This window comes from Euzebya rosea (assembly GCF_003073135.1).
Lineage (GTDB): Bacteria > Actinomycetota > Nitriliruptoria > Euzebyales > Euzebyaceae > Euzebya > Euzebya rosea.
Map to the genome: position 1 here is coordinate 59,281 of NZ_PGDQ01000009.1, position 26,418 is coordinate 85,698.

Annotated in this window: 21 protein-coding genes; 6 read left to right on the forward strand and 15 right to left on the reverse strand. The window is 71.7% G+C overall.

From position 1 onward, the window contains the following. Positions 1 to 4: 4 nt before the first annotated feature. From CUC05_RS13510 to CUC05_RS13520, 3 genes are all read left to right on the forward strand, one after another. The gene (locus CUC05_RS13510; RefSeq protein WP_108666645.1) at positions 5 to 1,870 is read left to right on the forward strand and encodes a M36 family metallopeptidase; all 1,866 of its coding nucleotides are present in this window, start codon (positions 5 to 7) and stop codon (positions 1,868 to 1,870) included. Positions 1,871 to 1,958: 88 nt separating this feature from the next. Then, complete coding sequence (locus CUC05_RS13515) at positions 1,959 to 3,185, forward strand: acetyl-CoA C-acetyltransferase (protein WP_108666646.1); 1,227 nt, start codon at positions 1,959 to 1,961, stop codon at positions 3,183 to 3,185. A 75-nt stretch (positions 3,186 to 3,260) separates the two neighbouring features. Continuing rightward, entirely contained in the window at positions 3,261 to 7,034 is a 3,774-nt protein-coding gene (locus tag CUC05_RS13520; RefSeq protein WP_157965536.1) for a penicillin acylase family protein, read from the forward strand. A 183-nt stretch (positions 7,035 to 7,217) separates the two neighbouring features. Here the strand turns inward: CUC05_RS13520 and CUC05_RS13525 are convergent, their stop codons facing one another. Next, a complete protein-coding gene (locus CUC05_RS13525; RefSeq protein WP_108666648.1) occupies positions 7,218 to 8,018 on the reverse strand; it encodes a VOC family protein in 801 nt (266 codons plus the stop codon). A gap of 307 nt (positions 8,019 to 8,325) precedes the next feature. Between CUC05_RS13525 and CUC05_RS13530 the strand changes: the two genes are divergently transcribed. After that, positions 8,326 to 9,282 carry a TIGR03557 family F420-dependent LLM class oxidoreductase gene (locus tag CUC05_RS13530; RefSeq protein ID WP_108666649.1) on the forward strand — a complete coding sequence of 319 codons (957 nt, stop codon included), beginning with the start codon at positions 8,326 to 8,328 and terminating at the stop codon, positions 9,280 to 9,282. A gap of 37 nt (positions 9,283 to 9,319) precedes the next feature. Here CUC05_RS13530 and CUC05_RS13535 read toward each other — a convergent pair whose 3' ends face one another. The 10 genes from CUC05_RS13535 to CUC05_RS13580 form a co-directional block, all read right to left on the reverse strand. Beyond that, on the reverse strand, positions 9,320 to 9,529 hold the full coding sequence (locus tag CUC05_RS13535; RefSeq protein ID WP_108666650.1) for a hypothetical protein: 210 nt from the start codon (positions 9,527 to 9,529) through the stop codon (positions 9,320 to 9,322). Between the two features lie 54 nt (positions 9,530 to 9,583). Beyond that, entirely contained in the window at positions 9,584 to 9,871 is a 288-nt protein-coding gene (locus tag CUC05_RS13540) for a MazG nucleotide pyrophosphohydrolase domain-containing protein (protein WP_108666651.1), read from the reverse strand. A gap of 26 nt (positions 9,872 to 9,897) precedes the next feature. Beyond that, on the reverse strand, positions 9,898 to 10,179 hold the full coding sequence (locus tag CUC05_RS13545; RefSeq protein WP_108666652.1) for a DUF4235 domain-containing protein: 282 nt from the start codon (positions 10,177 to 10,179) through the stop codon (positions 9,898 to 9,900). A gap of 30 nt (positions 10,180 to 10,209) precedes the next feature. Then, positions 10,210 to 12,603, reverse strand: a complete 2,394-nt coding sequence (locus CUC05_RS13550) for a glycoside hydrolase family 65 protein (protein ID WP_157965537.1) — start codon at positions 12,601 to 12,603, stop codon at positions 10,210 to 10,212. Between the two features lie 4 nt (positions 12,604 to 12,607). Beyond that, a complete protein-coding gene (locus CUC05_RS13555; RefSeq protein WP_205712325.1) occupies positions 12,608 to 13,351 on the reverse strand; it encodes an HAD family hydrolase in 744 nt (247 codons plus the stop codon). A 67-nt stretch (positions 13,352 to 13,418) separates the two neighbouring features. Then, positions 13,419 to 14,744, reverse strand: coding sequence for a xylose isomerase (xylA, locus tag CUC05_RS13560; protein WP_108666654.1), 1,326 nt, complete (start codon positions 14,742 to 14,744; stop codon positions 13,419 to 13,421). Positions 14,745 to 14,825: 81 nt separating this feature from the next. Further along, positions 14,826 to 16,091, reverse strand: a complete 1,266-nt coding sequence (locus tag CUC05_RS13565; RefSeq protein WP_157965538.1) for an ROK family protein — start codon at positions 16,089 to 16,091, stop codon at positions 14,826 to 14,828. Between the two features lie 169 nt (positions 16,092 to 16,260). Beyond that, on the reverse strand, positions 16,261 to 17,052 hold the full coding sequence (locus tag CUC05_RS13570) for a hypothetical protein (protein WP_108666656.1): 792 nt from the start codon (positions 17,050 to 17,052) through the stop codon (positions 16,261 to 16,263). Between the two features lie 34 nt (positions 17,053 to 17,086). Continuing rightward, positions 17,087 to 17,962, reverse strand: coding sequence for a ThuA domain-containing protein (locus CUC05_RS13575; RefSeq protein WP_108666657.1), 876 nt, complete (start codon positions 17,960 to 17,962; stop codon positions 17,087 to 17,089). Further along, positions 17,959 to 19,641 carry a PQQ-dependent sugar dehydrogenase gene (locus CUC05_RS13580; protein WP_108666658.1) on the reverse strand — a complete coding sequence of 561 codons (1,683 nt, stop codon included), beginning with the start codon at positions 19,639 to 19,641 and terminating at the stop codon, positions 17,959 to 17,961. Before CUC05_RS13580 ends, CUC05_RS13575 begins: the two co-directional genes overlap by 4 nt. A 152-nt stretch (positions 19,642 to 19,793) precedes the next feature. On the opposite strand from CUC05_RS13580, the gene xylB reads away from it, so the two are divergent. Beyond that, positions 19,794 to 21,215 (forward strand): xylulokinase, encoded by a 1,422-nt coding sequence (xylB, locus tag CUC05_RS13585; protein ID WP_205712326.1) that lies wholly within the window; start codon positions 19,794 to 19,796, stop codon positions 21,213 to 21,215. A gap of 149 nt (positions 21,216 to 21,364) precedes the next feature. After that, positions 21,365 to 23,224, forward strand: a complete 1,860-nt coding sequence (locus CUC05_RS13590; protein WP_108666660.1) for a multicopper oxidase family protein — start codon at positions 21,365 to 21,367, stop codon at positions 23,222 to 23,224. A gap of 47 nt (positions 23,225 to 23,271) precedes the next feature. Here CUC05_RS13590 and CUC05_RS13595 read toward each other — a convergent pair whose 3' ends face one another. From CUC05_RS13595 to CUC05_RS13610, 4 genes are read right to left on the reverse strand one after another with little or no spacing between them, the layout of a single operon-like run. Beyond that, entirely contained in the window at positions 23,272 to 24,234 is a 963-nt protein-coding gene (locus CUC05_RS13595) for an acyl-CoA dehydrogenase family protein (RefSeq protein WP_108666661.1), read from the reverse strand. A 4-nt stretch (positions 24,235 to 24,238) separates the two neighbouring features. Continuing rightward, on the reverse strand, positions 24,239 to 24,922 hold the full coding sequence (locus tag CUC05_RS13600) for a PIG-L deacetylase family protein (protein WP_157965539.1): 684 nt from the start codon (positions 24,920 to 24,922) through the stop codon (positions 24,239 to 24,241). Next, the gene (locus CUC05_RS13605) at positions 24,919 to 25,488 is read right to left on the reverse strand and encodes an SAM-dependent methyltransferase (RefSeq protein WP_108666663.1); all 570 of its coding nucleotides are present in this window, start codon (positions 25,486 to 25,488) and stop codon (positions 24,919 to 24,921) included. Before CUC05_RS13605 ends, CUC05_RS13600 begins: the two co-directional genes overlap by 4 nt. Next, positions 25,485 to 26,234: a glycosyltransferase family 2 protein gene (locus CUC05_RS13610; protein ID WP_108666664.1), complete on the reverse strand. Its 750-nt coding sequence runs from the start codon at positions 26,232 to 26,234 to the stop codon at positions 25,485 to 25,487. Before CUC05_RS13610 ends, CUC05_RS13605 begins: the two co-directional genes overlap by 4 nt. Positions 26,235 to 26,418 lie beyond the last annotated feature (184 nt).

The following is a 26,418-nucleotide window of genomic DNA, read 5'->3' on the forward strand; positions in this document are numbered from 1 at the left end:
CCCCTTGTCGAAGATCCGCATCCTCCTGGCGGCCGGCCTGGTGCTGGCCATGGCCGCGATGCTCTCGCCCGCCGGAGCACAGGACACCGCCGCCGCTGACCTGAGCGCACAGGTCGAGCTGGCCCGCACCCACCTGGGCGACACCGACGAGCTGTCGGCTGCCGACGTCGCCGACAGCATCGTCACCGACGCCTACACCGACGAGCACAACGGTGTCACGCACGTGTACCTGCGGCAGGTCGTCGACGGCCTGCCCGTCCTCGGCGCCGAGGCCACCGTCAACGTGCTGGACGGCGAGGTCCTGCTGAGCGGTCACCACTTCGTGCTCGACGTGGCCGACAACGCCACCGGCGAGCAGTCCCTCACCGCCGACGAGGCGCTGGTCGCCGGTGCGCTCGCCGTCGACGCCGACCCGGCGCAGGCCAGCGGTGCGGAGCTCGTCTACCAGGCGGTCGCCAGCGACGCGGCACGCCTGGCGTGGAACCTCGACGTCGAGACGGCCACCAGCTGGTGGAACCTGTCGATCGACGCCGAGACCGGCGAGGTCCTGGCCAGCTACGACCGTGTCGCCGAGGACACCGTGGACGGCATCACCGCCCGGACCGTGCGACAGGACGACACGGGCGCCGCGGCGGCCCTCATCGACCCGATCCTGCCCCGGCAGCAGGCCGACGACGGCTCGTCCTACAACGTGTTCCCCATGCCGATGGAGAACCCCAACGACGGTCCCCGCCAGGTCGTGGAGAACCCCGCTGACGCCCGCATGTCGCCCCACGGCTGGCACGACACCGACGGCCAGCCCGGCGCGGAGTACACCATCACCCGCGGCAACAACGTCAACGCCTACGCCGACACCGTGCCCGACAACATCCCCGACCCGCTCAGCCAGCCCGACGGGGGCAGCGGCCTGGACTTCGACCACCCGCTGGAGCGCTACGACCTGACCCCGCTGGCCTACCGCGACGCAGCCGTGGACAACCTCTTCTACTGGAACAACGTCATGCACGACGTCACCGGCGTGTACGGCTTCACCGAGGTCGCCGGCAACTTCCAGGCCACCAACTACAGCGGCCAGGGCGTCGGCGGCGACGCCGTGGAGGCCCAGGCCCAGGACGGCAGCGGCGTGAACAACGCCAACTTCGCCACCCCGGCGGACGGTGGTGCAGGCCGGATGCAGATGTACATCTGGCCCGACACCGACGAGACCCGCGACGGTGACCTGGACGCCGGCATCATCGCCCACGAGTACGGGCACGGCGTGTCCAACCGGCTGGTCGGCGGCCCGAGCAACGTGAGCTGCCTGGGCTCCCACGACGAGCGGCAGGGCGAGGGCTGGAGCGACTACTGGTCCTACGTGCTGACCATGCGCGACGGCGACGACGGGGCGACCCCGCGCGGCGTCGGGACCTACGTGCTGCACCAGGAGAACCGTTCGGGCGCCGGCATCCGGATCACCCCGTACTCCACCGACATGACCGTCAACCCCACGACCTACGATCGGGTGAAGACCGCCGCCGAGCCCCATGGGGTCGGCTACGTCTGGGCGACCATGCTGTGGGACCTCTACTGGAACCTGGTCGACGAGCACGGCTTCAACCCGAACGTCTACGACGGCTGGGAGACCGGCGGGAACAACCTCGCCATCCAGCTGACGGTCGACGGGATGAAGATGGCCGTCTGCCAGCCCGGCTTCGTCGACGCCCGCAACGCCATCATCGCCGCCGACGCGGCGCTGACCGGCGGCGAGAACGAGTGCCTGATCTGGTCGACGTTCGCCCGTCGGGGACTCGGCTTCTCCGCCGACCAGGCCAACCCGGCCAGCAAGACCGACGGCACCGAGGCGTTCGACGTGCCGTTCGCCTGCCGGTAGCGCACAGCCGAACCACCGGGGCCCCGCCGACCACGGCGGGGCCCCTCGTCGACGCCGTGACCATGGGAGGGGCGCTACGCTGCGGCCCATGGGCGAGCTTCGTGACGCGGTGATCTGTGAACCACTCCGGACGGCGGTCGGGGGGTACGGCGGGATGTTCCGCGACGTGCCCGTCACCGACCTGGCCAGCACCGTGATCCGGGCGCTGGTCGAGCGGACCGGCATCGACCCGGCCGAGGTCGACGAGGTCATCCTCGGCCAGGGCTACCCCAACGGCGAGGCACCCGCGATCGGGCGGGTCGCGGCGCTCGACGCCGGCTTCCCCGTGGAGGTGCCCGGCCTGCAGCTGGACCGCCGCTGCGGCTCGGGCCTGCAGGCCGTCCTCGACGCCGCCATGCGGGTCCAGACCGGCGTCGCCGACCTCGTCGTCGCCGGCGGGGCCGAGTCGATGAGCCAGGCCGAGCACTACGTCCTCGGGGCCCGGTGGGGACTCAAGGGCCGTCCGGCCGGGTTCGAGGACCGGCTGGCCCGCGGGCGGGTGACCGCCGGTGGGCAGTACCACCCCGTCGAGGGCGGGATGATCGAGACCGCCGAGAACCTGCGTCGCGACTTCTCCATCAGCCGCGAGGCGCAGGACGAGCTGGCGGTCCGCTCCCACGACCGTGCCGTCGCCGCGCAGAAGGCCGGTCGGTTCGACGACGAGATCGTCCCGGTCGCCGTGCCGCAGCGGAAGTCCGACGACCTGGTCGTCGACACCGACGAGCATCCCCGCCCAGGCTCCACCGTCGAGAAGCTCGCAGGGCTGCGGGCGATCAGGGGCCGTCAGGACCCCGACGCCACCGTCACCGCCGGCAACGCCTCCGGTCAGAACGACGGGGCCGCCGTCTGCCTGGTGACCACCCGCGAGACGGCCGAGCGCCTGGGCCTGCGCCCGCTGGCCCGCCTCGTCAGCTGGGCCGTCGCCGGCGTTCGCCCCTCCCACATGGGGCTCGGTCCCGTCCCCGCCACCGACAGGGCGCTGGACCGGGCAGGCCTGACCCTGGCCGACATGGACCTCGTCGAGCTGAACGAGGCGTTCGCCGCGCAGGTGCTCGCCGTGACCAGCGAGTGGGGGTTCACCGACGCCGACTGGGATCGCACCAACGTCAACGGCTCGGGTATCTCCCTCGGCCACCCCATCGGTGCCACCGGCGCACGGATCCTGGCCACGCTCGTCCGCGAGATGCAGCGTCGAGAGGTGCGCTACGGCCTGGAGACCATGTGCATCGGCGGTGGCCAGGGGCTCGCCGCCGTCCTGGAACGCATCCCGGCGTAAGCCGCGCGGGGTGGCGTTCGTGCTCGGAGTGAAGTAGAAGACACCTCCACCTTCTGAGCCGAAAGAGGGCCCTTGATGAGCCGCCGCAGTCCCGTCCACCTCGTCGCGCCCCGATCGGTGGTGCTCGCGCTTCCCGTCGTCCTTGCGCTGGCGTTGCTCGCCAGCCTGCTGGCGCCCACCGCCGACGCCCAGGACGACCCGCCCCTCGACGGGCGGTTCCAGGAGAACGGCGACGCCGGTGGCTTCCTCAACATCATGCCGCCGGGCGCGGACGGGGTGCTCAACACCCTGGAGATCCTGGCCGCTCAGGCCGGCCAGCTGCCCGAGCACTACAACGACCAGACCGCGATGTACGAGACGCTGGTCTACGAGGGCGGCCTGCCGGTCGACGGTGACCACGGCGAGCCGCTGCTCGGCGTGACCGACGGGGACCTCGAACGCTTCTTCAAGGACGGGTCGTTCGGCGCCGCCGGCGAGGTCGTCGAGATCGACGTCTCGGCCTGCGGTGACGACGTCATCGCCTTCCGCGACACCGCCTTCGGCGTCCCCCACATCCACTCCAGCGACCGCGCCCAGGCCCAGTGCGCCAACGGCTACGCCACCGCCGAGGACCGCTTGTTCCTCATGGACCTGCTGCGCCACATCGGCTACGCCCGGATGAGCGAGTTCCTGGGCGCCAGCGAGGCCAACAAGGCCATGGACCGCGGGCAGCTGCTGGTCGCCGGCTACGACGAGGACGACTACATCGCCCAGGAAGCGGCGCTGTGCGACTCCAGCGACCCCGAACGCGTGCAGATCTGCGCCGACGGCACGGCCTACATCGAGGGCGTCAACCACTACGTGGCCGCCGTCCGGACCAACCCGGCGCTGCTGCCCGGTGAGTACCCCGCGCTGCAGATCCTCCCCGAGGACTTCGTCCTGCGCGACATCCTCGCCATCGCCTCCCTCGTCGGCGGCATCTTCGGCAAGGGCGGCGGCAACGAAGCCGCCAACTCCATGTTCATGGCCGACCTGGTCGACCAGCACGGAGCGGCCGAGGGTCGCGTGATCTTCGATGACCTCAAGGCGGCCAACGACCCCGACGCGTCGCTGACGATCCAGGACTCCTTCCCCTACAACAACCCCACGGCGCTGGACGAGACCACCACCGCGCTGCTGGAGCCCGGCTCGTTCGTCCCCGCCTTCGAGGGCGGCATCGGCGGCGTCGGCGTGCCCGGCACCGTCCAGTCCCGGTCCGGCTGGCCGACCTCCGACAACGTCAACCTCGGCGTCGTCGACGGCCCGTTCGGCCCCATCGACCTGCGCACTCCGCTGGGCATGTCCAACGCGATCCTCGCGACCGCCGACGTGACCGACTCGGGTGTGCCGATCGCCGTCTTCGGCCCCCAGACGGGCTACTACACGCCGCAGCTGCTGGTCGAGACCGACATCCACGCACCGGGCCTCGACGCCCGCGGAACCGCGTTCGCCGGGACCAACATCTACGTCCAGCTCGGACGCGGCGGCGACTACGCCTGGTCGGCCACGTCCGCGTCCGGCGACCTCGTCGACGAGTGGGCGATCGAGCTGTGCGACCCCGACGGTGGCGAGGCCACGATCGAGTCCACCGGCTACGTCTGGGACGGCACCTGCGCGGAGATCCCCGTGCTGACCCACACCCAGGTCGCCAAGCCCACCGCCGGGGGCATCCCCGATCCGCCGGTCGTCGACAGCATCGTGTTCACCCTCGAGCTCGGACGCATCCCCGAGCTGAACGATGCGGCCATCGTCGGCCGCGCGCTGACCACCGACGGCACACCGGTCGCCATCGCCGAGCAGCGGTCCACGTTCAAGGACGAGCTCGGGTCGGCGATCGGCTTCATGCGCATCAACGACCCCGACTTCATGACCGACGGCGTCGAGTCGTTCAACCGCGCCTTCGACGGGATCGACTTCACCTTCAACTGGTTCTACATCGACGGCGAGGACATCGCCTACCGGCACACCTGCCTGTGCCCCATCCGTCCGGGCGACATCGACCCGGACCTGCTGACGTGGGGCGGCCGCGGTCACCAGTGGACCGGCGAGTTCCTCCAGCCATCGGGTCAGCCGCAGAGCGTCAACCCCGAGGAGGGGTTCTACGCCAACTGGAACAACAAGCAGGCCCAGGACTTCCGCTCCCAGGACGACACGTGGAAGCACCACTCCACCGACCGTCGTGAGCACCTCGCCGTGCGGATGGAGGCCGCGATGGCCGCCGGTACGCCCCTGACCCGCGGCGACATGGTCAACATCGCCGAGGACGCCGGCACCGTGGACTTCAACCCGCAGGAGATCTACGCCCTGGCGCTGGAGATCATGGGCACCGAGCCGCCGGCAGTCCTGGGAGGCGATGCCGCGCTCGCGTCCTCGATGCGGGGGATCCTGCAGGACTGGGTCGACGTCGGTGGCCACCGCCGCGACCTCGACCGTGACGGCGTCTACGACCACGCCGTGGCCATCAGCATCGGCGACGCCTGGGTGCGTCCGATGATCGAGGCGGTCCTCGGCGACGAGGTGCCGCTGGAGACCTGGCCCGAGGGCGTGGAGGACCACCCCCGAGGCGGCATCGGTTCGGCCTACAACTCCGGTCGCATGCGCTTCCTGCAGAAGGACTTCTGGCAGGTGCTCGACATGCCGATGCGCCAGGAGCGCAGCCGTACCTACTGTGGCACCGGTACGCGGGCCGACTGCGCCGAGGTGCTGTGGCGATCCCTCGCCGACGCCATCGACGTGCTGTCCACCACCTACGAGGGTGAGGAGGAACCGCCCTGTGGTTTCCCCGACGCCTACCACTTCGGGTCGACCACACCGGCGGAGTGGGTCTATCCGGCCGACTGCGACAACATCGTCCAGGGTGCGGCAGGCGTCGTGGCGGCCCCGTCGATGCGCTGGGTCAACCGTCCGACGTTCCACCAGGTCGTTGAGTCGGGGACGATCACCGGCCGGATCGCCGGTGCGGACCGGCTGACCACCTCCGCGGCCGCCAGCCGCCACGCGTTCCCCGGCGGGGCCGACACGATCGTCCTCGCTGCTGCAGGGGCCTTCGCCGACGCCGTGGCCGGGACCCCGCTGGCCGCAGCCAACGACGCCCCCCTGCTGCTGACCGACTCGGGCCAGCTGTCCGCCGCGACCGAACGCGAGATCGTGCGGCTCGGCGCCACGAGCGCCATCGTGCTGGGCGGCACCGCCGCCATCGGTGACGCCGTGGTCTCGCGGCTGGAGCTGATCGGGGTGTCGGCCAGCCGCGTCGCCGGGGACACCCGCTACGAAACGGCCCTCGCGATCGCCGAGGAGCTGGAGGTGACCGATCGGTTCGTCCTGGCCAACGCCGGATCGTTCGCCGACGCGCTGGCAGCCGGACCGTTCGCGGCAGCCGACGACCGCGCCATCCTGCTGACCGACGCGGGCAGCCTGCCCGAGGACGTGGCCGATGCGCTCGACGGCGCCGACGTGATCATCGCCGGTGGGACGACCGCGGTCTCCGCGGCGGTTGCGCAGCAGGTCAGCGACGGCGGCGCGACGGTGGCGCGGGCGGACGGGGCCACCCGGTACGCGACCGCGGCAGCCCTGACCGCACGGGCGGTCGAGGCCGGCGCGTCTGCTGCCACCGCCTACGTGGTGACCGGCGAGGCGTTCCCCGACGCCCTGTCGGCCGGTGCCGTCGCGGCCCGCACCGGCGGCGTGCTGGTGCTGCTGCAGCCCGACTCGTTGGACAACGCCCCGGCAGCCCGTGACCTGCTGGTCAGCGACGCCGACCGCATCTGGTTCGTCGGCGGGACCACCCCGCTGCCGTCGACGCTGCGCCAGGCGCTGGAACGCCTCACCTGATCACCCCGCCGTTGTGCAGCTCGGCCGGCCGCCCGGCCAAGCTGCACAACGTGTGAGCCCACGAGTGCAGCTCGGCCGGTCCTCCGGCCGAGCTGCACATTTCGGTTCCGGCCGGGTCGGGCCGGTTCGGGCCGGGCCGGGCCAGGCCGGGCCGGCTGGCCGCTCTGCCGGAGCGCCGGTCGCTCAGCCCTGCGCGTCCTGCGGGGCCGGCTGCATGATGGAGAAGTTGCCGCCCTGCGGGTCGACGACCGCGGCCAGGCGCCCGACCGGGGTGTCGTCGGGGCCGAACATCACCGACCCGCCGAGCGCCTTGACCCGGTCGACCGTGGCGTCCGCGTCGGCGACGGTGAAGTACACGCCCCAGTACGACGGCACCTGCTCGGGGATCTCCTCGGGCATCGCCATCAGGCCGGCGAGGCCCTCGCCCTCGGGACCGCCCTTGACCACGTGGTAGGTCATGGTCTCCATGTCCATTGCGTCGTACTCCCAGCCGAACACCTGGCTGTAGAACGCCTTGGAGGCGTCGATGTCCCGCGACATCAGCTCGTTCCACGAGTAGGTGTCGGGCTCGTTCACGATGGCCGCGCCCTTGTGGTTGGCGGGCTGCCAGACCCCGAACGCCGCGCCGGCGGGGTCGGTGAACAGGGCCATCGTGCCCTCGTCCATGACCTGCATGACGGGCATCAGGACCTGTCCGCCGGCAGCCTCGACCGCCTTGGCGACCTGCTCGGCGTCGTCGACGTTGATGTAGGACGTCCACGCCGGGGGCATGTCGCCCATGTCCTCGGTCAGCGGGCCCATGCCGCACACGAGCTTCCCGTCCTTGGACAGGTTGGTGTAGATGTACTCCCCGTCGGGGCCGTCCATGTCCTGCGCCGTCCAGCCGAACAGGTCGCAGTAGAAGGCCTTGGCGCCGTCGGGGTCGGGGGTCATCAGGTCGATCCAGCTGGGCGTCCCGTGGTCGTAGCTGCTGCGTTCTGGCATGACGCGTCTCCGTTCGGGTGGTGGGGGGTGTCGTCGTCGACCGTGCCGACGCTACGCCCCTTCCGGGGCAGTGAACATGTCACCGGAGTGACCTCCTGACGACGGAGTGGCAGGACGATGGCAGTTGCCACGAGTCGGATGACGAGCACGGGGGTACCGCAGTCGGCGAGCCGATCCCCTCGACCGTTACCCGCCATCCGGAAGGACGCGCCGCCATGATCACCGACACCCGGACACCCCCGACATCGACCCCGACATCGACACACCCCGGACACCCTGGACACGACGTCGCGAACGGGGTGCGCCTGTGACCCGCTTCGGCCTGAAGCTGATGAGCGAGCTGCGCGACGCACGGACCCTCGTCCGACACGCGCAGGTCGCGGAGGAACGCGGGCTGGAGTTCGTGTGCATCTCCGACCACATCCACCCGTGGCTGCCCGAGCACGACCACTCGCCGTTCGCCTGGACGGTGCTCGGGGCCGTGGCCGCCGCCACCGACATGGAGATGGCAACGGGACTGACCTGCCCCATCGGGCGCTACCACCCCCTCGTCATCGCCCACGCCGCCGCCACCGTCGCCAGCATGTCCAGCAAGCCGTTCACGCTGACCATCGGCGCCGGCGAACGGCTCAACGAACACGTGACCGGTGACCACTTCCCTGCTGTCGACGTGCGTCACGACATGCTGACCGAGGCCGGCGAGCTGATGCGCAGGGTGTGGGAGGGGGGCTTCCACACCTACCGGGGCCGCCACTTCACCGCCGAGGACGCACGCATCTACGACCTGCCCGAGACGCCGATCAGGCTGGGCGTGGGCGTGTCCGGCGAGCAGTCGCTCGGCGTGGCGAAGGCCGTCGGGGCGGACGCCATCATGGCCGTCGACCCCGACGCGTCGCTGGTGTCGCGCTGGGACGACCTGGGTGGGGATCCCACGGCGACGTGGTCGGAGATCCCCCTGGCCTGGGCGCCCACCGAGGAGGAGGGGCTGCGCCTGGCGCACGAACGGATGCGCTTCGCCGTGCCCGGGTGGAAGGTCATGGCCGAGCTGCCCAACCCCGTCAACTTCGACGCGGCGACCGCCCACCTCTCACCCGAGCAGGTCGGCGAGGCCATCCCGCACGGGCCCGACCCGGAGCCGTACGCCGAGACCATCCGCCAGTTCGTCGACGCCGGGTACACCAACCTGTCGTTGATCCCCATCGGCGACGACGTGGAGAAGGCCCTGGACTTCTTCGAGTCCGAGGTCAGGCCGTTGCTGGACTGACGCGAGCCGCCCGTCGCCGGCCGACCGGGGCAGCCGTTCAGCGCAGCGGCTGCCCCGGGTCGGGCTGCGGGTCCGGTCCCGGATCGGGGTCGCCCGGCTCGGGCAACGGTTCGGGCCGGCCCGGGTCGGGCACCGGGGTCGGTTCGCCGGGGTCGGGGATCGGCGTGGGCTCACCCGGGTCGGGCACCGGGGTCGGCTCGCCGGGATCGGGGATGACGGGATCGGGGATGACGGGATCTGGGCTCATGGGAACGGTCTTCCCACTTCTGGCCCCGACGTATCCGCCGCCGCGGAGGTCGTGTCAGCCCCGCTGGCAGGCGCAGGGGGAGGCGGCGCACCGCGGGCAGCCCTCGGCGTAGCGCTGCGCGGCCTCGGCCAGGTCCACGCCGGACTGCGCCGCCAACGAGGCCAGCCACGCAAGGACGTCGGCGAACTCGTGCATCCGCTCGTCGTGGTCGCCGCGGAAGAGGGCCCGGGACAGCTCGCCGACCTCCTCGGTGAACCACGCGAAGGTGCGGGCGAGCCCCCGCTCGGCGTCGCGGTCACCGTAGAGGTCGACCATCTGCTGCTGGAAGGTGGCGATGTCCATCGCCGGGACGGTACCTGCTGCGGCGGTCAGGCCTTCTCGAGCTCGCGCTGGCCGGCGAAGTGCTTGTCGACCTGCTCGCCGGCGACGTACCGGGCGACCAGCCTGCCCACGGCCGCTCCGGCCGCCATGATCGCCGTCCAGGTGATCGCCGAGCTCCACGAGGCGTCCTTGGCGCCGGGATCGACCGGCGGCTCGGTCCCGCGTCGTGACGCGTAGGCCTTGCTGATGGCCGATCGGGCGCCCATGGCGCCGGCCATGCCGGCGATCGTGGGGATGCTGGTACGGAGGAAGCTGGAGTCGTCGCTCATGGCCCCGTCTCTACCCAGCAGCCCCGTTGGTCAGTCCTCCTGGGGATGCACGGTCAGCGTCGGGTGCAGCTCCATGACCGTCGGCATCTCCGGCTGGAGCACGGTGGGGACGCCCTGGTGGCAGATCTCCATCGGTTCGTCGCCGCGCAGCGTGTAGACGGTCTCGTGACGCGACACCTCGACGCGCAGCAGCTGGCCGCGGACGGTCAGGTTGAACGCCAGCCCGTCCCACGAGGAGGGCAGCCGGGGCCAGAAGTCCGGCTGGTCGCCGGTGTCGGTCAGGCCACCGAAGCCGTGCACGATGCTCAGCCACACCCCGCCGGCCGCCGCGATGTGCACGCCGTCGCCGGTGTTGCCGGCCACGTTGGCCAGGTCCATGAACACGCCGTAGCGGAAGTACTCGATGGCCTTGGCATCGTTGCCGATCCGGGCCGCAACGATCGACTGGATGGCCGTCGACAGCGACGAGTCACCCGTCGTCAGCGGATCGTAGTAGTCGAAGTTGCGGGCCTGGTGCTCGGGGTCGAACCAGTCGTCGTGCAGGAACATCGCAAGGACGACGTCGGCCTGCTTGATCACCTGGTAGCGGTAGATCACCAGCGGGTGGAAGTGCAGCAGCAGCGGGTACTTCTCGCGGGGCACGCCCTCGAAGTCCCAGCGCTGCAGGTCCAGGAAGTGGGCGTCCTGCGGGGTGATGCCGAGGTCCTCGTCGTAGGGCACGTACATCGCCTCGGCCGCCCGCCGCCAGTGGAGGACCTCCTCGTCGCGCAGGTCGGTCCGGCGCAGCAGCCGTGCGTGGTCCTCGGGGCGGTCGGTGCGCAGCCACTCCACGGTGCTCGCGGCATCCCGCAGGTTCGCCGCGGCCATCAGGTTGGTGTAGGCGTTGTCGTCGACGACCGTCGTGTACTCGTCGGGCCCGGTGACCCCGTGGATGTGGAAGGTCTCGCCGTCGTCGCCCTGCCGGAAGAAGCCCAGGTCGGCGTACAGGCGTGCCGTCTCCACCAGCATCTCGGCGCCGCACTCGGCCAGGAAGTCCTCGTCGCCGGTGACCTGGGTGTACTTCATCACCGCATGGCTGATGTCGGCGTTGATGTGGTACTGGGCCGTGCCCGCCTCGAAGAAGGCCGACGCCTCCTCACCGGTGATCGTGCGCCACGGGAACAGGGCGCCCTTCTGGTTGACCTGGCGGGCTCGCCGTCGAGCGGCGTCGAGCATCCCGTGGCGGAACCGCAGGGCGTTGCGGGCCAGCAGGGGGTTGGTGTAGATCAGGAACGGCAGGACGTAGATCTCGGCGTCCCAGAAGTAGTGGCCCTCGTAGGCGCTGCCGGTCAGCCCCTTCGCGGGGATGCCGCGACTGTCCGCCCTCGCGGTGGCCTGGCAGACCTGGAACAGGCTCCAGCGGATGGCCTGGCAGACCGTCGGGTTGCCCTGGACGTCGACGTCGGCGGTGTCCCAGAACCGCTCGAGGTACGCCTCCTGCTCGGCGGCGATCTCCTCCCAGCCGCGCCCGATCGCCCGGTCCAGGGTGCGGTCGCAGCGGTCGGCGAGGCGCTGGGGGTGCGTCGGCATGCCCTCGTGGTTGACCGCCGAGGTGTGGAAGGCCGCGAACTTGGTGATGCCCAACCGCTGGCCGGACGACATGGCCGCGGTGACGACGAGCCGGCCGAGGCTGGCGTCGGCCGTGCACTGCTCGTCGACGACCGCGTCACCGTCGACCAGGTGGTCGATCCCGCAGGCCATCGTCATCCCCGACTGGGCGACGCGGTAGGACAGCACCGACCGGCGGCCATCGGCGCGGGCGCCCTCGCCGACGAGGACCTCGTGGTCGAACCCCTTGGCCTTGCGGGGGTCGCCGTCGTCGCTGCGGGCGTCCTCCTGCACGTTGCGGAGCTGGGAGGACACGACGACGTGGGCGTTGCCGTCCAGCACCTCGACCTCGTACCTGGCGGCCACGAGGTGGCGCTGCACCAGCGAGGTCAGCGCGGCGGAGGTCACCCGGACACGCACGCCGGTGGGCAGCCGCCACTCGATGGTGCGGGTCAGCTGGCCGGTGCGGAAGTCCAGCCGGCGGACGTAGGTGCGGATGTCGCCGTGCCGCAGGTCCAGCGGTTCGTCGTCGACGTAGAGGTGGAACCGCCGTGGGTCGGGGGCAGCGATGATGGTCTGCCCGACCTCGGCGAACCCGAAGGCGTGCTCGGGGTGGTGGATCGGCCACTGCTCGTGCAGCCCGTTGATGAGGGCGCCACGTTCGACGTAGGGACGTCCCTCCTCCGGGACCGCCCGCATGCCGATGAACCCGTTGCCGATGGCGAAGATCGACTCGGTCTCGGCCAGGTACCGGGGGGTGAACTCCTGCTCGACCAGGGCCCAGGGGTCGGGCGGGTAGATCGACGTCGGCAGGCCGACGATGTCGCGCTGCAGCACCGGTCTAGGCCAGCAGCTCGTCGAGATCGGCGACGACCACGTCGGCGCCGTGGGCACGCAGTTCGTCGGCCTGATCCAGCCGATCGACCCCGATGACCAGCCCGAACCCGCCGCCCTTGCCGGCCTCGACGCCGGCGACGGCGTCCTCGACGACCACTGTCCGTTCGGGGTCGACCCCGAGCAGCGTGGCGGCCTCGAGGAAGGTGTCGGGGGCCGGCTTGCCGGCCAGCTCGCGCTCCCGCGCCACCTCGCCGTCGACGACCAGCTCGAACCGGTCGGCGATGCCGGCGGCGTCGAGGACGCGCCGGGCGTTGCGGCTGGAGGACACCACCGCGCACTTGATCCCGTCCGCGAGCAGCCGGTCGACCAGCTGGACCGACGACTCGTAGGGCTCCACCCCCGCGTCGATCAGGTCCTGGACCATGTCGTTCTTGCGGTTGCCGAGCCCGTAGGTGGTGTCGGCGTCGGCCGGGTCGTCGATGTTGCCCTGCGGCAGCACGATCCGGCGGGACTCCAGGAAGGCGCTGACGCCCTCGTACCGGGGCCGACCGTCGACGTAGCTGCGGTAGTCCGTGGCGATCTCGAACGCCTGGTAGGGCAGGTCGTGAGCCAGGGAGTAGCGACGCAGGAACTCGTCGAACATCGTCTTCCACGCCTTGGCATGGAGCGCAGCGGTGTCGGTGAGCACGCCGTCGAGGTCGAACAGGACCGCGTCGTAGCGCGCTGGGGTGATGCTGGCGTCGGACACGGAGGAGGTCCTTCCGGGTTTGGTGCGGGAGGAGCCAAACCCTACCGTCCGACGCCAGCGCGGGGTATCAGGAGGTGGTCCAGATCGCCCGGTTCACGACGTTCTCCAGGGCCTCCTGCCGACCGGACGTGGGGGCGGCGTCGATGTTGTCGGCCGCGACCTTCTCCGCGAGCGATGCCAGCGTGGCACCGGACATGATCTCGCGGCCGAGCTCCCCGTCCCAGCCGGCGTAGCGCTCCTCGACCGCAGCGGCCAGCTGTCCGGAGTCCATCAGGGCCTCGGCGACCAGCAGCGAGCGGGCGAGGGTGTCGATGCCGCCGATGTGGCCGTGGAACAGGTCGTCGCGGGCGACGGACTGGCGACGCAGCTTGGTGTCGAAGTTGAAGCCGCCGGTGGTGAAGCCGCCACCCTTGAGGATCTCGTACATGGCCAGCGACAGCTCGTCGACGGAGTTGGGGAACTGGTCGGTGTCCCAGCCGTTCTGGTCGTCACCACGGTTGGCGTCGATGGAGCCGAAGACGCCGTTGGCGACGGCGTATGCCACCTCGTGGTGGAAGCTGTGGCCGGCGAGGGTGGCGTGGTTGACCTCGATGTTGACCTTGAACTCGCCCTCGAGGTCGTAGCGCGCCAGGAAACCGGCGACGGACTGGCTGTCGTAGTCGTACTGGTGCTTGGTGGGCTCCTGCGGCTTGGGCTCGATCAGCAGCGTCCCCTCGAACCCGATGGACTTCTTGTAGTCCACGACCATGTGCAGGAAGCGGGCCATCTGCTCGGCCTCACGCCCCAGGTCGGTGTTCAGCAGCGTCTCGTACCCCTCGCGGCCGCCCCACAGCACGTAGTTCTGGCCACCGAGGCGCACGGTGGCGTCCATGGCGTGCTTGACCTGGGCGGCGGCGTGCGCGACGACGCGGGGGTCGGGGTTGGTCGCCGCGCCGGCGGCGAAGCGCGGGTGGCTGAAGGCGTTGGCGGTGCCCCACAGCAGCTGCACGCCGGTGTCGGCCATCTTCTTCTCGGCGTACTCCACCATCGACTCGAGGTTGGCGACGCTCTCGGCGAAGGTGTCGCCCTCCGGGGCGATGTCGCGGTCGTGGAAGCACCAGAACGGCATCCCGAGCTTGCCCATGAACTCGAAGGCGGCGTCCATCTTGGTCCGGGCGGCATCCATGGAGGTGGGGTCGGCCAGCCACGGGCGGTCGAAGGTGCCGCCGCCGAACACGTCGCTGCCGGGCCAGTTGAAGGAGTGCCAGTAGCAGACGGCGACCCGCAGGTGCTCGGCCATCGTCCGTCCCGCGACGACGCGATCGGCGTCGTAGACCTTGAACGCGAGGGGGTTGTCGCTGTCGAGCCCCTCGAAGGGGATGCGGGACGGAACGGTGGAGAAGAACTCTTGCATGGCTGGCTCCTGGCGGTCGGATGATGGTCGGTCTGGCGGTCGGTCTGGCGGTCGGTCTGGGGGGTGGCTGGTCGTGTCGGGTCAGGCGGACGCGGCGTCGTCGAGGAGCAGGTCCTCGGGGTGGGTCAGGACGTGCCACAGCACCTGCTCGCTGGCGCCGATGAGCGTGGCGTCCTTGCCGAGGTCCGGCTCGACGATGTCGCATTCCGCGAGCGGGCCGAGCAGTGCCTGGCGTGCCATCTCCTCCTCCACGGTCGTCCGCAGGTGCGGCAGGAGGCGGCCGAGGCGGCCGCCGAAGACGATCCGCGTCGGGTTGAGGACGTTGAGGAGGTTGCCGAGTCCGGTGGCGACCCAGCGGCCGGCGTCGTCCAGCGCAGCCAGGACCTCGGCGTCGCCGGCCGCCGCACCGGCGGCCAGCGCCTCGATGGGGTCGGTGTCATCGGGGAGGTCGGTCAGGCCGCTGGCGCGCAGGATGGCGGGCAGGCCGATGACGGTCTCCCAGCAGCCCCGCCCACCGCAGCCGCAGACGGCCCCGCCGGGCTGCACCTTCATGTGGCCGACCTCGGCCGCCAGTCCGTTGGCGCCCCAGAGCAGCCGGCCGTTGACCACGGCCCCGCCACCGACACCGGCGTTGCCGCTGATCAGCAGGCCGTTGTCGACGCCGCGGAGGCTGCCGCGCAGGTACTCCCCGATCGTGGCGAGCGTGGACTCGTTGCCCACGGTCACGGTCAGGCCCGAGGGAAGGGCGGTGCGCAGGACCGACCGCAGGTCGGTGTGGCCCCAGCCGAGGTTCGGCGCGTGCAGCAGGAGCCCGTCGTTGTTGACCAGGCCGGCGACGGCCACGCCGACCCCGACGGGGTTGGCGTCGGTCGGAAGGCGGTCCAGCTGGTCGTCGACCAGGACGCGGACGGCCTCGACCACGTCCGGCACGGCGGCGCGTTCGGGCATGGGCTGGCGGACGAGGTCGAAGAGGACCCCGCCGAGCCCGACGCTTGCGACGGCGACCTCACCGGGCCCGATCTCGACGGCGAGGGCGACGGCACGGTGGGCGTTGAGGCGCACGACGAGGGACGGTCGGCCGGGCGAGGGCTGGCGGTCCACGCCGGCGTCCTCGGCGATGCCACGATCGACGAGCTCGCCGATGAGGCTGCCGATGCCGGATCGGCTGAGGTTGAGGCCGGCGACGAGCTCGGACCGCGACTGGGCCCCCCGCAGGTGCAGGAGGGCCATCGTGGAGATCAGGTTCGCGCGTCGCGGGATGGTGGCGCCCGTGACGGCGGCCTCACGTTCCGTGGCGTGTGCGGGCGGGGTCAGCAGCGTGCGGTAGGCCTGCACCTCGATCGCCATGCCCCACCTCCTCGTGCTCGGGCTGGTCGCCCCGAGGAACACCTCTCGCGGCGGGCTGGCACCCAATATAGGCGCACTGTGAACAAAAGTGCACCCCCTTCTTCGGCACCATCTGATCTGCGGCCCCGCGCCGGGACCGGCGTGGCCGGACCCTGTCCATGGGCTCGCCTCACGATGCCCCCGGCAGTCCGGCGACCGCCTCCTCCAGCGTCCACACCTCCAGGACGGCCATGCGCCCATGGACGTCGTCCCCGACCGGGCACTCCGCGGGGACGATCAGCAGGTCCGGGTCGAGCGGCATCCCCATGGGGACGTCCGGTGCGTCGGCTGCTCCCAGCGTTGCCTCGACGCCGGGCGGACAGCTGACGGACCCGTCGGCTTCGACCGTCCCGATCGCCAGCACCGTGCGGCCGGCGGTCAGGTCGGCGCTGTTGGCCATGTCCACGATCGCCAGCAGCACCCCGAGCTGGGTCGGGGCGACGCCGTCGGGGGCGATGTGGGCGACGAGGCCGAGCGCGTCGGGATCACCCCGCCCCGGCGCCACCCCGCGGCCCACGAGCAACGCCGATGCGACCGGATCGAGGCCGCGGACACGGTCGACGGGCGCGCGGGCGACCCGCTGGTCGGGCCTGAGGACGGCCACGGCGGTCGCCAGCAGCGTCGGCCGTGGATCAACGAGGGGAACCACGATGCGTCCGTGCAGGCCAGCCGCATCCCCGTCGGTGCGGACGTCGACGGCGGCGTCGACGTCGACCAGCCGTCCGGGCGTGGTCACCGACCACGGGGCCGGCGCGACTCCTGCGGTGGCGAGGACCACCAGCGACGCCGCGACGAGGACCGAGCGCGGCACGCGCCGGCCCTGCCGGTGGGGCATGCCCTCGAGGTCCGGCAGGGCCAGGTCGGCCCCGCCCCAACGCCACCACCGGATGGTGTGGCGGCGGGCGGGGTCTGTGTCGGTCACCGAGGGCAAGCTCCTCGGCCGCCCCCGGGGGTGATCACCCGTCGGAGGTGGTCACCCATTCCAGCGCGGCCACGAAATGGGTCTGCCACCGGGCATCGTCGAAGGTCCCGTCGTAGTGGCCGAGGTTGGTGTACCAGACGCGGTTGGCACCGCGGAACGACTTGGTCCACTCCAGCGGCTGGTCGTCGTCGTAGGCCGGGCTGATCGCACCCAGCCGCCCGAAGCCGGTGTAGGTCGAGGTCTCGTCCAGGCTGAGCAGCACGTGCACGTCCTGGGTCCCACGGGGGTTCTGCCGCCACCGGTAGTACTCCTCGCGCATCTGGAAGGTCTCGGCCCCTTCCCATGCGGCGGTGATCGGGTGGGTCGTGTCCTCGACCTGGACGGTCGCCCGGTCCAGCAGCAAGCCACCCATCTGGTTGCCGTTGTGGGGATGGGACTCGAAGGCCGCGCCCACGAGCTCCTGGTACTCGGGCCACTGGTAGTTGGTGTCGGCCGCGGCGTGGATGCCCATGAAGCCCCCGCCGTCGAGCAGCCAGTCCACGAACATCGTCTTCTGCGCCTCGGAGAAGGGGTGTTCCCCGGTGGTGTTGGCGAACAGGATCGCGTCGGTTCGCTCCAGCAGGTCAGCGGTCAGGTCCGCGGTGTCCTCGGAGAACTCCACGGTGAACGCGCCGGTCGACGCGGCCAGGTCGCTGATGACCTGCTGGGAGTGCTCGATGGACCCGTGGCGGAACCCGTCGGTGCGCGAGAACACCCACAGGTGCGGGGTTTCGGAGTCGGCGGCGACCGGGCCCGCCGCGCTGCTGAGGACGGCCAGGCACACGGCCAGGGCGAGCAGCAGCCAGCGGCTGCCGCTGCCCGTCCGGGTGCCACTGCCCGTCCGGGTCTCGACGGACTGTCGGGGCGTCATCGCTGGACCTGCCGGCGACGAAGGCCGAGGGCGATCCCGGCCACGACGACCAGGGCGCTGGAGGCGGCCAGCGGCGTCCGGTCGGCGGCGGCCGGAACCGGGGCGTCGGCGGTCGAACCGACGACGTACTGCGTGGGCGCCGACAGCGCCTCGGGCTGGCAGCCGCTGCAGGCGATCCGGCTGATCCGGGAGTTGCCGTTGTTCCAGAAGCCGGTGCCGTACTCCACGAGGTACACCGCGCCGTCCGGGCCGATGGCGGCGTCGTGGGGATGGCGTGGGGACAGGGCGGACTCGTGCTGGACCGAGGTGACGAAGGTGTCCAGCGAACCGTCCTCCTCCACGGGGATGGAGAAGATCATGTTGCGGCTCCACTCGAACCACAGCAGCTTCTGCTGCAACCGGTCCGGCAGGGCCAGCGCGCCATCACCGGCGTAGTCGTAGACGACACCGGTCATGGACGTCCTGCCGCCCGCCCGCAGCTGCGGCCACTCCAGGGACAGGGTGGGGGAGTAGTACAGCGCCGGCGGGGTGTAGCCGGAGCAGTCGAACGGCTCGCCGCTCGTGCCGGTCGCGAAGTCGTAGTCGATGTAGGGCTGGTTGTCGGCGATGCAGTAGGGCCACCCGTGGTTGGTGCCGCCACCCGGGGGGACCACGTCCAGCTCGTCGTGGCCGGCAGGGCCGCGCTGGGCGTTGGCGCTGCTGGCGTCGGGTCCGACGTTGCCGACGTAGACCGTGCCGGTCTGCTGGTGCACGGCGATCCGGTAGTCCGACCGGAAGCCCATCGCCCAGACCGCCGGGTCGGCGTCGGGGTCGCCGACGAACGGGTTGGCGACGACACCGGGGACCGACCCGTCGGGGATCGATCCGTCGAGGTTGATCCGCAGGACCTTGCCGCGACGGTCGGCCTTGTTCGCCGAGGTCCGCTGGGCGTCGAACGCCTCGCGGTGGGTGGCGCGGTCGAGGACGTCACCGGGGTTGCGTCGTTCGTCGATGGGCGCGTAGCCGCTGGACTCGAACGGGTTGGTGTCGTCGGCGTTGGAGATGACGAGGGTGCCGTCGGGCATCAGGTCGAGGTCGCCGCCGTAGTGGCAGCACTCCAGCCACTCCACGGCGTTCTCGAAGACGACCTCCTCGGAGTCGAGGTCCAGGACGTTGTCGTCCCCGAGCACGAACGACGACAGACGGTTGATGCCCTCCAGCGCCTGGGTGCCGCCGGCATCGGGATGCTTGGGCGGGGTGGGGGCGGTGCCCTGGGATCCGGGGACGGAGTAGTACAGGTAGATGCGGTTGTCCTCGGCGAAGTCCGGGGACAGCAGCAGGCCGTGCAGGCCACCCTCGTTGAGGTCGTCGGGACAGTCGGTGCACTCGTTGGCGGCCGTGGGCAGGCGACCGGCCGTGACGACGTCACCCGAGGGCAGGATGACCTTGACGGCACCCTTGCGTTCGACGAACACCACGCGACCGTCGGCTGCGACGTCGATCGCGGTCGGGTCCTGGGTGTCCTCGGTGAGCACCTGCAGCTCGATGTCGTCGGCGCCGATGAACGGCGGGACGACGAACTGGGCGGAGGCGGTCCCGCTGCCGGTCAGCAGCAACCCCAGCAGGACCAGGAGGGTGGTGGCCAGCAGGGGAACGGCACGCGTCCGTGTCCTGGATGGTCGGCGGAGGGTGGTGGTCATGTCGGCTCCTCGCGTTGGTCATCGCCCAGCGTGGATGGTCTCCACACGTGCGTGGACGAGGGTTTCGACGTCGAACCGACAAATCCTCCTTCGGGTCCCAGAATTCTTGCACGATGAACACAAATGCGGGCTCTCGGCTAGGATGCGCAGACATGGCACTTGTTGTGGGAGTGGACTGCTCGACCCAGGCGACCAAGGCGCTCGTCATCGACACCGAGACCGGCAGGACGGTGGCGTCGGGCCGCGCCACGCACACCGTGACCGGGACCGACGGAGCCCGGGAAACCCACCCCACGGTCTGGTGGGACGCCCTGGCGCAGGCGCTGGAGCAGACCGGCCGGGCCGGTGACGTCGCAGCGATCGCCGTCGGTGGGCAGCAGCACGGCCTGGTCGTCAGCGACGCCGACGACGCCCCGCTGCGTCCGTCGATGTTGTGGAACGACACCCGCTCCGCCCCGCAGGCCGAGGCGCTGACCGCCGCCCTCGGCGGTCCCGAAGCGTGGGCTGCCGGGCCGGGGTCGGTGCCGGTCGCCGCGTACACGGTGACCAAGTGGGCGTGGCTGCGGGCAAACGAACCGGACGTGGCCGCTGCCGCCGCGTCGGTGCGGCTGCCCCACGACTGGTTGACCACCCGGATGTCGGGCGAGGCCGTGACCGACCGGGGCGATGCCTCGGGGAGCGGCTGGTACTCCACGGCGACCGAGGCCTACGACCCGGCCGTGCTGGGCCTGCCCGCCGTCGACCTCGACCCCTCGTTGCTGCCCCGCGTGGCCGGCCCAACCGAGGTCGTCGGCACCATCACGTCCGCCGCCGCCTCGGCGCTGGGCCTGCCCGTCGGTGCCGTCGTGGGTGCCGGGACCGGCGACAACATGGCCGCGGCGATGGGGCTGGGCGTCGAACCGGGCGTCCCCGTGCTCAGCCTGGGCACCTCCGGCACCGTGTACGCCGTCAGCGACCGTCGTCCGGGTGATCCCTCGGGCACCGTGTCCGGGTTCGCCGACGCGACCGGCCGGTTCCTCCCCCTGGCCTGCACCCTCAACTGCACCCTGGCCGTCGACCGTGTCGCGACGTGGCTCGGGATCGACCGCAACGCCGTGGCCGACCGCACCGCCGTGACGATGTTGCCCTACCTCGACGGCGAGCGGACCCCCAACCTTCCCCAGGCCAGCGGGGCGATGCTCGGCCTGCGCCACGACACCGAACCGGGGGAGATCCTCCTCGCCGCCTACCAGGGTGCGGCCGCCTCGCTGGTGGACGCGATGGACGCCATCGCCGAGCAGTCCGGCGGACTGGACCCCGATGCCCCGCTGGTGCTGATCGGGGGCGGTGCACAGGGCACGGCCTGGCGGCGGGTCATCGGCGAGCTGACCGGACGTCGGCTGCTGGTCCCGGCCGCCGACGAGCTCGTCGCGCTCGGCGCAGCGGTCCAGGCCACAGCGGCGCTGGAGCAGGCCGACCCCCTCGCGATCGCGGCCCGCTGGAAGACGCAGTCGGGGGAGGAGCTGGCACCGATCGCCCACGACCCCGCACCCATGGCCCGGATCCGGGCGGTCGCCGAGTCCCTGTTCGGGTAGGCCGGTCGACGGCGCAACCGGCGTCGCGGCGTTCCCTTCGGAGATTCTCGGGGATGCCAGCAGGAGTTCGTTGCGTGAACGGCGAATTCAGGAGGAAAGGACCGGTCGTGGTGCATCGCGGCGGTCCGAGCCGACTGTGAGGTACTGCCGTGATCCCCAGGTTCAACCGCCGTGATCTGCTGAGGACGTCGACCGCCGGTGCTGGCGCGCTGGCCGGCACCGGGCTGCTGGCCCGTGCGGGTGTCCTGACGGGCGTCCTCGGGGTGTCCAGCGTCGCCGCCTCGGGCGTCGCCGGGGCGATCGACGCCGCCGAGCTGCCGGCGCCGTTCACCACCCCGCTCCGCCAGCCGCCGGTCATCACCGACGCCGACGTGTCGCTGGTGGCCCGCGAGGCCCAGGTGCAGCTGCTGCCCGGCCGCACCACGACCATGTGGACCTTCGGCGGCACGTGGCCCGCCCCGACGATCCGGCGTCCCTCCGGCGAGCGGACGACCGTCACCGTCACCAACGACCTGCCGACCGAGGTCGGCGACATCACCGTCCACCACCACGGCGGCCACCAGGCGGCCGAGCACGACGGCGGCCCCGTGCAGGACCCGGTGCTGCCCGGCGCGACCCGGACCTACGTCTACGAGCTGATGGAGGACGGCGAGGGCGAGCGGGCAGCCACGCAGTGGTACCACGACCACTCCCACTTCCGGACCGGTCGCAACAACTGGTTCGGCCTCCAGGGCATGTTCATCATCGACGACGACGTCGAGGCCGCGCTCGGCCTGCCCGACGGCGACCGGGACCTGGTGCTGATGTGCACCAACCGCGACGTCGACGCGGACAACCAGCTGCTCGACCGCTTCACCGCCCCGGGTCGCGAGGACGCCACCGCGCTGGACGCCGCACCCGTCGGGGGGACCGGTCGGTACCCGCTGTCGGGTGACGAGCAGGCGTCCCTCGGGCCGCTGTTCCTCGTCAACGGGGTGCTGCAGCCCTACGCCGACGTGCAGGCGCGTCGGTACCGGCTGCGACTGATGAACGCCGCCAACTGGCAGGTCTACAACTTCTCCGTCACCGGCCCGAACGGGACCGTCCCCATGGTGCAGATCGCGGCCGAGGCCGGCCTGCTGCCGGCAGCGGTCGAGCGCGACGACATCCTGCTCGGCCCGGCCGAACGTGCTGAGGTCATCATCGACTTCACGGGCATGGAGGGGCAGCGGCTGGTCCTCGCATCGGGCCCCGGGTCGGCGTCCGCCCAGGGTGCCGTGCCCTTCTACAACGGCCCCACCCCGGCGGAGTTCGTGGAGTTCCGGGTCGGCCCGGTCGACCCCGAGGATCCCGACACGTCCGCGGTGATCGACCACGGCCAGGCGTTGCGGGCGCTGCCGAGCTGGGCCGACGGCCTGGCCACGGTGCCGGACCGCGTGTGGGTCTTCGGTGTGGGTGCCGACGAGGCCGGCCGTGCGGCGTGGACGATCAACGGCCGTGCGTTCGACCACGATCGCGTCGATGCCCGGCCCGAGCTCGGCTCCCGCGAGACGTGGTTGCTGGCCAACACCACCCAGCAGACCCACTTCATCCACATCCACGACGTGGACTGGGTGGTGCTGCAGCGCAACGGCGATCCCGCACCGGTGCACGAGCAGGGGCTGAAGGAGACGTTCCGGATCGACCCCGGCGAGGTCGTCCTGGTCGGCTCGACGTTCACCGACCACCTCGGCCCGTACATGATGCACTGCCACATGCTGGAGCACGAGGACCACGGGATGATGAACACGTGGGAGGTCGTGGAACCCGGTCAGGGGGACCGCCCAGATGGGTCGTCGTCGGTTGAGGAGGCCCTGGCGGCCGATCTGGCCACCGCCGAGTCGCTGGCGATCGCCCGGGCGGTGATCGGCGCGGCCCGCAACGGGCGACCGGCGCCGATGTCACTGCTGAACCGGCTGAACGCCGGCCGCGGTGCCGTGACCGACATCCCCTCGCAGGCCGCCCTGTACTGCGACCTCAACGACCTGTAGCCACACGTGCGCACACGGCGGCCGTCGGGGTCACCGGGCGGCCGCGGTCACGTGCCCGGGTCCTGTGCGGCCGGCTTCGTGGTGGCCCGCTGGACCACCTCCCGACCCACGGCCTCCAGGTCTCCCTCCGCATGGCTCTGGCGCAGGTAGAGGTGCAGGTCGGCCGCCCGCTGCGCGAACGCGGCGTCGCCGACGAAGGGGCGGGGGCCGAACGCTCGGCCGACCCGATCCAGCACCTCCGTCGCGAGCCGTTCGACGGTGTGGCGGGCCGCCAGCGCGTCGAGCTGCCCCGGCCCGTCCGGCAGTGACGCGGCGCGGTGCAGGACCGCGACCATCGCCTCTCCGGCGGCGTGGAGGGCGCCGACGTGGGCCAGCCTGTGGGCGCCGGCGTCGGTGCCCATCGCGACGGCCCGGTCGACCAGTCCCAGCGCGGCACCGGCCCAGCAGGCTGCCGGCCGCAGCGCCCCGGCCCAGAAGCCGGGGCGGGAGAGGTACCAGCCGGGCGGTCCGACCTCGGCGTCCACGGGATGGTCGGTGAACCGGCAGGTCCCCGTGGCGGTGTCCGCCAACGCCTCTGTCGTCCAGGGGCCGTGGACGTGCTCGACCCCCGGCAGCTGGTCGTCCACGGCGACGTCGAGGAGGAGCTGTGGGCCGCCAGCCGCGTCGGTTCCGCTGACGAGGGCTCGGTCCACCACCCCGAGGCCCGAGCAGAACGGCTTCGGGCCGCTGATCCTCCCACCGTGCCGCTCCACCTCGCCACGCGATGCCCACACGCCGTAGAGCGCACCCGGCCGTGGGTCCAGCCCCGCCTCCCCCAGGATCAGGACGGCGTCGAGGTGGGCCTCCACCAGCCGTGCAACCGACACCGAGCCATGGCGGGCCAGGGCGATGAGGTGGTCCAGCTGGTCGACGGGATCGCCGGTGCGGATGTCGTCGAACCGCGGATGGCGGACGGCGGCCCGGACGAGGTCCGTGATCGTCTCGTGCGTCATCGGGTCGGTCGTGGTCATGGGGTCACCGGTCGGATCGGGTCACGAAGCACTCGCGGGAGGTGAGGGCGGGGCCGAGGAGGTCGCGGTCCAGGATCGGGGCCACGCCGTGGGGGCCGGTCAGCTGCGAGGCATGGGCGTCGATGGCCCGTTCCTTGCGGCGTCGGACGTCCTCGTCGAGGTCCAGGGCGACCAGGGTGTCCGGGGCCAGCCGCTCGACCGCGGTGTGGTGGTAGGCCCAGAACAGCCAGGCGCGCAGGTCCAGGTCGGGCCGCAGGGCCACGGCGCGGACGGCGGCACGCCCGCAGGCGATGTGGTCGCTGTGGTGGTCGTGGATCCACGGCGCGACGACGGTGGCGCCCTCCGGGGTGAGGTCGAGGATGGCCTCGGTGACCTCGTCCTCGTGGGCGGGCACGGCACCGTCGGTGATGCCCAGGCGGTGGAGACGGTCGGGGTCCACGCCGAGCGTGGCGAGCGCGCTGCGCTGCTCCTCGCGTCGTCGTGCGGCCAGCACGTCGTGGTCGACGTGTCCCGGGTAGGCGCTGCCACCGTCGGTGACGGCCAGCACGGTGGCGCGGTCCCTCGTCAGGGCGAGCAACCCTCCGGCGCCGAGGGTCTCGTCGTCGGGGTGGGGTGCGACCACGACCACCGGCCCCTCGGGCGGATCCCACGTGGGTGCGGCGTCTCGGTGGAGCGCCCAGCCGGTCATCGCCGGACCTGCCACACGTCGAGGACGAACCGCTGGTCGACCAGCGACGTCAGCCGGTCCAGCCACGGCAGGGCGTCGAGGTGCGCGTGGACCTCCTCACCCGTGCGCGGGTAGTTCGTGGGGCCGGTCCAGTGGACGGCGATCAGGATCGCGTCGTCGCTCATCGACCGCGCCATCCGCTCGTCGAGGTCGCGCTGGGCGTCGGTGTCGAGGTAGTAGGCGACCTCGCTGAGCACCACGAGGTCGGCGGTCGTGCCCGGCCACTCCTCGGGCAGCAGGCCCTGCCGCACGGTGGCGTTCGTGCCCTTCAGGCGGTCGCCTGCTCGCTGGACACAGCTCGCGATCGGGTCGAAGGCGATCACCTCGTCGCACACCTCGAGCAACCGTGCGGTGAGGGTGCCGTTGGCGCAGCCGGGTTCGATCGCGCGGGCGAACCGCCGCCCGGCGGGCAGCGCGGCGATGGTCAGGTCCTGCTTGCGTCGCTCGTAGGGACGGTCGTCGAAGCCCCATGGGTCGGGGTCATCGGCGTACATGCCCTCGAAGTAGCCGAGCGGATGCACGGTCATGACGTCGGGAGCGCCGGCAGGGCGTGCAGCCGGTGGATCGCCGCCCCGAACCCCCGGGCGATCCGGGCGTCGAGCCGACCCGACGTGGCGACGACCAGCCGGGGGTCGGCACCCACGCGCGCACCGGTCTCGCGGAGCCGCTTCCACAGGGCGATGTCCTCGGCCCTGGCGACGGGAGGGAAACCGCCGCACGACAGGTAGGCCTGCACCCGAACGCCGAGGTTGGCGGCGTGCACGTGCGGGTGGTCGTCGACGGACAGGGTGTCGGCGTAGCCGCGGCGCCAGTCGTCGAGGAACGTCGGGACGTCGACGTCGGTCCGAAGGTCGACCACCCCCGTGACGGCGTCGAACCCCTCGCGGGCGTGGGCGACGTAGTCACGGACCCACGACTCGGGGACCAGGGTGTCGGCGTCGGTGCTCAGCAGCCAGGCGTCGCCGTCCAGGTCGAAGGCGGCGATGGCGGCCAGGGCGCCCCGGTGGCGGACGGCGCCGATGGTCGGCGCGTCGGGCTCGACCACGACGAGGTGCAGGCCGATCTCGTCGGCCAGGTCGAGGGCGCGGCGGGCGGTGTCGTCGGTGGAGTGGTCGTCAACGACCACCACTCCCGCGTGGATGTCGGTGTGCGTCAGGCTGCGGGCCACCGAACGCAGGCACGACTCGATCAGGGCCGACTCGTCCCTGGCAGGGATGACCACGGCGAGGCCGGACGGCGGGCTGCCACGGTGTGGGCCGGGTTCGGTCGGCATCGCGCTCGTTTCGGTCAGGACGTCCGGACACCGCCCGCTGACGGCGGCCGCACAGCCATACCCTCCCCGTGCCCACCCAACACCGGCAGCGGCGGCGGATTGGTCTGCTTGGCCTGATCGACGCAGCGCAGATCGACGGGGCCCGTCCTTGGCCTGCGTGGCCCGAACGCCCCGAGCGGAGCGG